Here is an 8,608-nt window from a genome sequence, read left to right on the forward strand (position 1 = left end):
TTCTTGGAAGCACTTGACTTAGTTTCAAATCCTGCTGACATAAACCTTTATTCCTAGAGTTGAAGGGGGAGCTTATCTCCTCATCTCACTTCTTTTGCTCCCATGTCAAGTCAAATTTTTCTCTGCTCGCTGCTGCTTATCTTGTTTCTTTTGTCAAGTTCATTTTATACCAAATTAGATGAGCTTACCCTGGTTATTGAAAGAGAACTTGCTCAATTAGAAGGTATCCACGACCTCTTACCCGAAAGTTGGTTTCAGGTGAAAACTATTCTTGAAGGAATGGATAAAGATTATATTGCCTATTATCAATATGAAAATATTTGCAATCAAGAACAAATTACCACAGAAAGTAAACAATCTACTTTAATTGAATTGCTGCATCAACTTGGTATTGTTCTGAACTTCCGCAATGATCCTATTGTAAGAAATACGTCTGTTCTAAATCCAGAATGGGTAACAAACGGTGTTTACAAAATTCTTAATGACAATCTGCTCATGACGCAATTCCGGGGTATTTTGCAACTTCAAGAACTGCAACGAATTTTAGATAGTTCTAAATATCCCGACGATAAATCGCTATTTATTATTGAAATGATGCGGAAGTTTGAACTATGTTTTCCTTTGGATGAAAGGGAAAGCTATCTCATTCCTGACTTATTACCAAAAGAAGAACCTGCAACTGGAGAATGGGAGAATGTTCTAGCTTTTCAATATCACTATAATATTTTACCTAGTAGCATTATTTCCCGATTTATTGTTAGAATGCACCATCTAGCAGAGAGAAACACCTGGTGGCGTAGTGGTATTGTATTAAAATATGGCAACAATCGAGCATTAGTAAAAAGTGACCAAGAAGACCGCAAAATCTTCATTTTCATTAGTGGTAATATTTCCACACGCAGAGAACTACTAGCAATGATTCGTTCTCAGCTTGATGGCATTCATCAAAGTATTAAAGGGTTAGAGGCAAAAGAAAAAGTACCAATTCCCGGACATCCTGATATATTTGCAGATTATGAAAACCTGCTTGTTTACGCAGAGAACAATTTACCCTTCATTCCCGAAGGACTCACAGAAGCTTTTGATGCGCGAGACCTGCTAAATGGCATTGAATCAGAAGAACAAAGACGCAGGCGCAGAGAACGTGAGAGAATAGAACCATCAAAATCACCTAAAAACTCTGATATGACTTCACAACCACCAGAACCACCTCAACCACCTCAAAAACAACCTATTTCTTCTGCTGAACGTGGCATTGCTTTAGCTATGGTTCTAGGAGTATTAATCACTTTTATTGTCCTTGTGCTTTATCCTAGAACCCTAACTGGCAATGCTTTAGCTATTGTGAGATTTTTAGCATCTGCATTTGCTGGTATTGCTGGTTATTTATTTTCTGGTGATCTTGGTTTACAAGCTTTCATACCTTTTCAAACTACAAAAACTCAAGTTAAAGCTACAGGAGCATTTGCCGCATTTGTGCTAGTATTTTTACTTTTTTATATGGGTGTTCCCGCTTCAGAAATAGCACCACAACCAACACCTACATCAACACCAGTTAATTAATTAGTTGTAATGACTCTTAATTTTAATTCAAAAGAACAAAGTGAGATGTTGGATAATTTGTTTCATGTTGATGCAAGTTTGTTTATTGAATAAAAACTATCCTGTAAATCCTGAAATCCTGGACATCCTGATTCAGACAAAAAAATTAATCATGTAAATCCTGATTCAGACATCTCATCTACTCAAACGCCATCACCCTAAAAGTCTCTCAACTGACACTTGAACATCTACAAACGCCAAAGGAATAATTACCCCTTCCTCAATCGTTTGTTCACTCAAATACTTACCATTTTCCGGTTCTCGAAACACAATTATATTCTTAGCTGCTAAATTCAAAACCCAATATTCTGGTATTCCTGCTTCCGCATAAATAGCAGCTTTAATATCTACATCTTTCTGTAAACTGGTATTAGCAACTTCGATAATCCAAAAAATATTTTGTGGTTCTGGGTGGCGTTCATTATAAGCTGACTCTGGTAAACGAACAATAGCTATATCTGGTTCTGGTTCAGAGGAAGATAATGTAACTGGACCATTAAAACGAACCTCAGCTTTACCTGCTAGTAACTCCTCCAGGTATTTAGTACCACGTCTAGCAGTGTTGTAATGAATGGGTGTTTCTGGAGACATTTCGACTATTTCCCCTGCTAGTAATTCTACAGGGCGATCGCTCAAAATCCCTGCGGCAATCATCCGATGATAATCTTCAATAGACCATTTAACAAGTGTCTTCATAGTCTTAGTTAATATGCTTTGTCTTATTCTATAACACCACCCTCTTTACTGGTTTTTATTTCTGTGATAAATCCAACAAATTCGCCAACTTATAAACTATCCTCGCACCTACATTTCCATCCCATTCCGCATCACCAACTTCATTCACATCAAACCCAATAATCTTTCTTCCACTCTTGACAACTTCCCTAAATAAACAATAAACTTGCTCTAATTCCAAACCCCCAGGAACGGGAGTTCCCGTATTAGGACAAAGTTTAGGATCTAAACCATCAACATCAAAACTAATATGGACATTCTCAGGTAAATTCCCTACTATTTCCTGACATAAATCAATCCAAGTTTTACCAGCATATTGTTGTTGTTTGATCGCTGAATCATAATAAGCAAAAACCCGATTATTTGAATTATTAATTATTTCCACTTCATCAATACAAATATCCCGCAAACCCACCTGCACTAATTTAGAAATTTGCGGAATTTTCAACGCATTAAACATAATTGACGCATGGGAAAATTCAAACCCTTCGTAAGCATCTCTTAAATCTGCGTGTGCATCAATATGTAAAATTCCAAAATCAGGATATTGATTTGCCAAAGCTTGGAAATAACCCAAAGGTGAACTGTGATCACCACCGATGACAGCAACTTTTTTACCTAAATTCATTGCTTGCTGACATTGGCTAAATAACCATTGATTTACCTGTGCACCCGCTTGATTAATTTCTGTGAGGATAGGTGTTAAATCCGGTGTGTTTGTTAATGCTTTACCTTCAGATTGTCTGGCAATTATTTTAGCAGCTTGTTGACGATAATAATTATTTTTATCTAAGATATCTTGAGAAATTTCAACTAAATAAATTCCTTGTTTCCAACCATCAGGATGATCAAAATCAAACAAATCTATTTGATAGGAAGCATCTAAAATTCGCTGTGGTGCATTCGCTGTTCCCGCACCATAAGAAACAGTAACTTCCCAAGGAACAGCAAAGATAATTAAATTAGCAGTGTTATAATCATAAGGTAAGCCTAAGAGATTACCATTAATTTCTGCTATACCGCTAGGATCGTAGTCTGGGATGTAATTACTCATAGTTTATTTTTTGGATATGCAGATAAAACACTGTTGAGAGGACATTATTATTGTAGCAGAATAGACCATGAAAATCACAGAAAAATAAAATTACAACATTTAAAGAAAAAGGTTTGGCTGTGAACCAAACCTCAAAAATTGCTGTGCTTAACAACGTACTAAATTAATTTAGTTCTTGTCTGCTTACAGATCATCTTCCTAGAGGATGTGTCAAAATATTCCAAAAACTGATAAAGCATTACTTGGTTAATATTTTAAATATGGTTCTATTTAGCAGTATTAAATTCTTTAAGTATCTATCTAAAGTATGAAAAAGGCTTGGACTCAAGCCAAGCCTTTGTATATACCAGGTGTTTACCATATATAGTTAATTTAAACTCTGTTTTCTGCTAATTCATCTCTCTATCAGGTGAGTACAAAATTCATAAAACCTGCTAATAGATACCACTGAAAATCAAACATCAATTTGCATAAAAAAAGACCCTGGAATATTGACCAGGGTTAATACACGTTTTTCAGGCATTAATACACTAAATAATACTCTCTGTAAATCGCTATTTCTACTACCTAAAGAGTAATTAAAATAGATTTTTATATTGTGTGTGAGTAATAATTTACTTGTGGGAATAGTTGTGGGAAAATCCAAGCGTTGCTATTTATCTACCACAAAAAAGGCTTGGTTTTTCGCCAAGCCCAGATATATACCAAGTGTTTACCATATCTAGTTAATTTAAGCTTACTTAGATTTTATATCATCTACCTAGAGGATGTGTACAAATATGAGTTTACCTGTTAATAACTGAATTTAATATACCTGTCAAAAAATTATTCTTTCTTCCTAGAGTTGACATTATTCAACCGACAATAATTGAGAATAATCGAAAGTGTCAATGTCAAGAATGATGATTAAAAAAGAAAGGCTTGATCACAGAACAAGCCTTGGGTAGAAGTAGATTATATTTCTATAGATACTTTATGGGGTAAATTAATCAGTCTCTAGGAAAGATGATTTTTGAGAAAATTAATATTCTTTGCTAATTTGTTTCATCATAAAAAAAGGTTTAGCTCGGCTAAACCTCCATAGAAAGCAGTTATTCGACACACCAAGATTAATTTAATTCTACTCCTATTTATAGTCATCTTCCTATAGGATGTGTCCAAATAATTAGATATATGATATGGAATTACGATGTTTAAAAAAGTTGATTAATCTACTATCAAAAGATAGATTAAAATCAAAATTTTTAGCTTTTTCAACAATTTCATCACTGATTAATTACTAAAAAAATGATGATCATGGAGACGCTAGGTAAGCTAGGTAAAAGGTGTCTCTACTAAAGAAATTGGCAAAAATATTACACATCAATTAGCATAACAATGGCGTTCACTTCTGACTAATAGTGTATTAATTATAACTTTATAACTTTCTGTTGAGAGAAAATATTTTTCTATTATTTTCTATTATTTTCTATTATTTTCTATTAATTTCATTCTGATTTCATTTTTGTGTGTAAAAATAGTTAATGGTTGATGTTACAGTGAGTAAAGAAGTTAAATTCATCAAGTCAATTAGACCTCTCCAAAATAGAATGTATTAATTTGTCTAAGTTTTAGGGGCGAAGCTTATGGGCGATAATTTGACGGAAAAATCAGACATCTAGATATCCCATAAGCTTCGACCTGACCGCATAAATAAGTTCCATAATTTCTTTTCTGGAGAAGTCAATTAGATTAGCCTAAGTTACTTCAAACAGCTGCAGGTAAATATCAGGTAGTTATCTTCTCTGATATTAAAGGTGAAAAAGTCAAAAGTAGATTTTCATTTAAACCCTAGATTCTCATTCAGGAAATATATCAAGATGCAACGTATTTTAGTAGGTTTTTTTGTAGCTACAACATTATTATCATCGTCTGGTTGTTCATCAATAATTAAATCTGGTGAAGCAAAGATTTATAATAGTGAAACTACTCCTCAAACCGAAAAACAAAAATCAAAACCCATGAGTGAACATCAAGCACATTCAGAAAAGCAAAAAATGGATCACTCACAGCATGAAGAAAAACCCAAAACAGCTATCACAACCCAAGCGAAATTAACAACACCCAAAAATTTAACAACTAACCAACCGATTAACCTAGCTATTGATATTCAGGATGAAACAGGAAAACCAGTCAATAAATTTGATGTTTTCCAAGAAAAAATTATGCACTTAATAGTTGTCAGCAATGACTTAGAACATTTTGATCATTTGCACCCTGAATATAAAGAAAATGGTAGTTTTCAAGTCAGCGTCAATTTTCCCAACCCAGGAGAATACACACTTTTTAGTGATTATAAACCAGCAGGACAAGCAGAGTATATATCATCCACAAATCTCACTATTCCCGGTACAGTTCCCCTACCCAAAAGTTTAGCTAAATATGAAAAAACTAAAACTATATCCGATACAAAAGTAAACCTGAATATTTCTCAAGAAAAAATCAAAGTAGGTGAAGAAGTAAGTTTAACATTTGATATCAAAGATAACAACAATCAACCAGTAAAAGACCTGAAACCATACTTAGGAGAAAAAGGACATTTAGTAATTATTAAAAGTTCATCAACTCTTTCAAAATCTGACTATCTTCACGCCCATGCAATGAAAAATACTCCTGATGGACAAGTGAAATTTCATACCAAATTTCCCCAGTCAGGAACTTATAAAATGTGGATGCAATTTGACCGCAATGGTAAAATCAAAACCGCAGACTTTTGGGTAAATGTAGAATAGACATCTCCACAATAGAATGTATTAATTTCTCATAAGTTGTAGGGGCGAAGCATTTAGGCGATAATTTAACGGAAAAATTAGATATCTAGATATCCCATAAGCTTCGCCCTGCCCCCATAAATAAGTTCCATAATTTCTTTTCTGGAGAGGTCTAATGTTAGTTGACCCTGCGGTAAGCTGCTTTGCATCTAAGTTCCCTTGCTTTGTAGCACTAACGCGAATCCCAACCTACGAATAGCAATCAACAAAAATAAAGCTGTTTAAAATGACACTTGTTGTCTATGATTATTTTTGTATATTTTTCCTAGTCATATCTTAGCCATACATGATAGATAACAATCACATCTTATTACGTAATCTTTGGTACTACGCACTACCTAGTCATCTTCTCAAACCAGGTAAGATGGTATCCCGGATTTTTTTGGGAGAACCTGTACTGCTGATGAGAAATAAAGAAGGTCAAGTTTTTGCAGTGCGTGATATTTGTCCTCATCGTGCAGTACCTTTAAGTTGTGGTAGATTCAATGGTCAAGAAGTAGAATGTTGTTATCATGGTTGGCGCTTCAACCCTGGGGGAAAATGTGTAGAAATTCCATCATTATTACCAGAACAAAACATAGATTTGAATCGTTTTGATGTGCAATCATATCCTATTTATGAGACTCAAGGCAACATTTGGATCTACATGGCCGATAGCGAAAAATCTCAAGTCAACGCTGATAAAAAAGATGTTCCCATAGTTCCTGGTTTTCCTGAACAACAACCTCATTTAGTAGAAGTAATGCGGTTTCCTTGCTTTGTAGATCATGCGGTGACAGGTTTAATGGACCCTGCACATTCTCCCTATGTACATAGAGTTTGGTGGTGGAGAAGTGGAGAAATACATGAAGAAGTCAAACAATTTGATCCTTCACATTATGGGTTTACAGTCAGACGACATCAATTGTCAGATAATATGGAAAATATGAGCCGATTATATTGGTTAGTCGGTGGAGGAATACCCGAAGTAGAAATTTCTTTTCGTTTACCAGGAGTGAGAATAGAAGAAATTACATTTGGCAAACATCGACTTTGTAATTTAACCGCAGTCACACCAATTTCTGAAACCGCAACAGAAGTAAATTTTATCCTTTATGGTATACCAAATTGGTTAAGAATATTCACACCTTTAATTCATATCTTAGCCAGAAAATTTTTAGATCAAGACCGCACAGTAGTAGAAAAACAGCAAATTGGACTCAAATACAATCCTGTATTGCGACTGATTAAAGATTCAGATATGCAAGCACAATGGTATTATCAATTAAAACGTGAATTTGCCCGTGCTACATCTGAAAAACGAGAATTTATCAATCCTGTAAAAAGTGTATTATTGCGATGGCGTGCTTAATATTTTAGTCATCATTAATTACACATGAAAAGATTACACATTCAAACATTTTAAATCTTGTGGGGTGGGCATCCTACCCGCCCTTAAAATCTTAAATCTGCTGTATTTAATAACTCCTGAATATGAAAATTATCGTTTTTGGCAGCATAAATATAGACCTAGTAGCAATCACACCCCGCTTACCTATTCCTGGGGAAACATTGCTAGGCGAAAGCTTTTTTACCACCCCTGGGGGTAAAGGTGCAAACCAAGCAGTTGCATTAGCAAAATTAGGAATACCTACGCAAATGATCGGGCGTGTAGGTGCTGATAATTTTGGTGCAGAAATCATTAAAAATTTGCAAAATTGTGGTGTTAAAACTGAAAATATCTTAATTGATGAAACCGTCAGTTCTGGGGTTGCAGTTATTACTGTAGATCAGCAAGGGGAAAATAATATCATAGTTATTCCCGGTGCAAATGGTAAAGTTAATCAAGATGATATCAATAGATTATCTAATTTATTCATAGATGCAAAATTCCTACTTTTACAACTAGAAATTCCTTTAGAAATAGTAATTTTAGCAGCCCAAAAAGCCAAAGAAGCAAATATAAAAGTTATTCTCGATCCTGCACCAGCACCAAATAATTTACCAGATGAAATTTACCCATTAATTGATATTATTACACCCAACGAAACCGAAGCTAGTCAATTAGTAGGTTTTGCAGTTAATGAACAAGAAACAGCAGCAAAAGCAGCAGATACTTTATTACAAAAAGGCGTGAAATGTGCAATTATTAAACTAGGTGCAAAAGGTGTTTATTGTGCAACTAAAGAAGAGAGTTTTTATATTCCTGCATTTTCAGTTAATGCAGTAGATACCGTTGCTGCTGGTGATGCTTTTAATGGTGGTTTAGCAGCAGCACTTTTTCAGGAAAAACCTTTAAAACTTACCGGGTGACAAGGGGGTTGAAGATGAGATGTGGCAATAATTTGAGAAAATAGTGGAGTAAAAAAAATAGGGGCAATGAGGCCCCATCAAAACAAAATGTTACCACAATCATATCAAACAATTT

The 8,608-nt window shown here is 34.5% G+C and carries 6 protein-coding genes; 4 read left to right on the forward strand and 2 right to left on the reverse strand.

Features of this window, described 5'->3' with window-relative positions:
• Positions 1 to 150: 150 nt before the first annotated feature.
• Positions 151 to 1,563, forward strand: a complete 1,413-nt coding sequence (locus tag FFR48_RS22305) for a COR domain-containing protein (RefSeq protein WP_162501938.1) — start codon at positions 151 to 153, stop codon at positions 1,561 to 1,563.
• Between the two features lie 192 nt (positions 1,564 to 1,755).
• On the opposite strand, the gene FFR48_RS22310 is transcribed toward FFR48_RS22305, so the two are convergent.
• Positions 1,756 to 2,298: a Uma2 family endonuclease gene (locus FFR48_RS22310; protein ID WP_137668876.1), complete on the reverse strand. Its 543-nt coding sequence runs from the start codon at positions 2,296 to 2,298 to the stop codon at positions 1,756 to 1,758.
• 55 nt (positions 2,299 to 2,353) lie between these two features.
• A complete protein-coding gene (locus tag FFR48_RS22315; protein WP_137668877.1) occupies positions 2,354 to 3,391 on the reverse strand; it encodes an agmatinase family protein in 1,038 nt (345 codons plus the stop codon).
• Positions 3,392 to 5,250: 1,859 nt separating this feature from the next.
• On the opposite strand from FFR48_RS22315, the gene FFR48_RS22320 reads away from it, so the two are divergent.
• The 3 genes from FFR48_RS22320 to rbsK all read left to right on the forward strand — a co-directional run bounded on the left by FFR48_RS22320 (position 5,251) and on the right by rbsK (position 8,493).
• On the forward strand, positions 5,251 to 6,162 hold the full coding sequence (locus tag FFR48_RS22320; protein ID WP_137668878.1) for a DUF8832 domain-containing protein: 912 nt from the start codon (positions 5,251 to 5,253) through the stop codon (positions 6,160 to 6,162).
• Between the two features lie 325 nt (positions 6,163 to 6,487).
• Positions 6,488 to 7,552, forward strand: coding sequence for a Rieske 2Fe-2S domain-containing protein (locus tag FFR48_RS22325; RefSeq protein WP_137668879.1), 1,065 nt, complete (start codon positions 6,488 to 6,490; stop codon positions 7,550 to 7,552).
• A gap of 122 nt (positions 7,553 to 7,674) precedes the next feature.
• Positions 7,675 to 8,493 carry a ribokinase gene (gene rbsK / locus FFR48_RS22330; RefSeq protein ID WP_137668880.1) on the forward strand — a complete coding sequence of 273 codons (819 nt, stop codon included), beginning with the start codon at positions 7,675 to 7,677 and terminating at the stop codon, positions 8,491 to 8,493.
• Positions 8,494 to 8,608 lie beyond the last annotated feature (115 nt).

This window comes from Sphaerospermopsis reniformis, from assembly GCF_005402885.1.
Classification (GTDB): domain Bacteria; phylum Cyanobacteriota; class Cyanobacteriia; order Cyanobacteriales; family Nostocaceae; genus Sphaerospermopsis; species Sphaerospermopsis kisseleviana.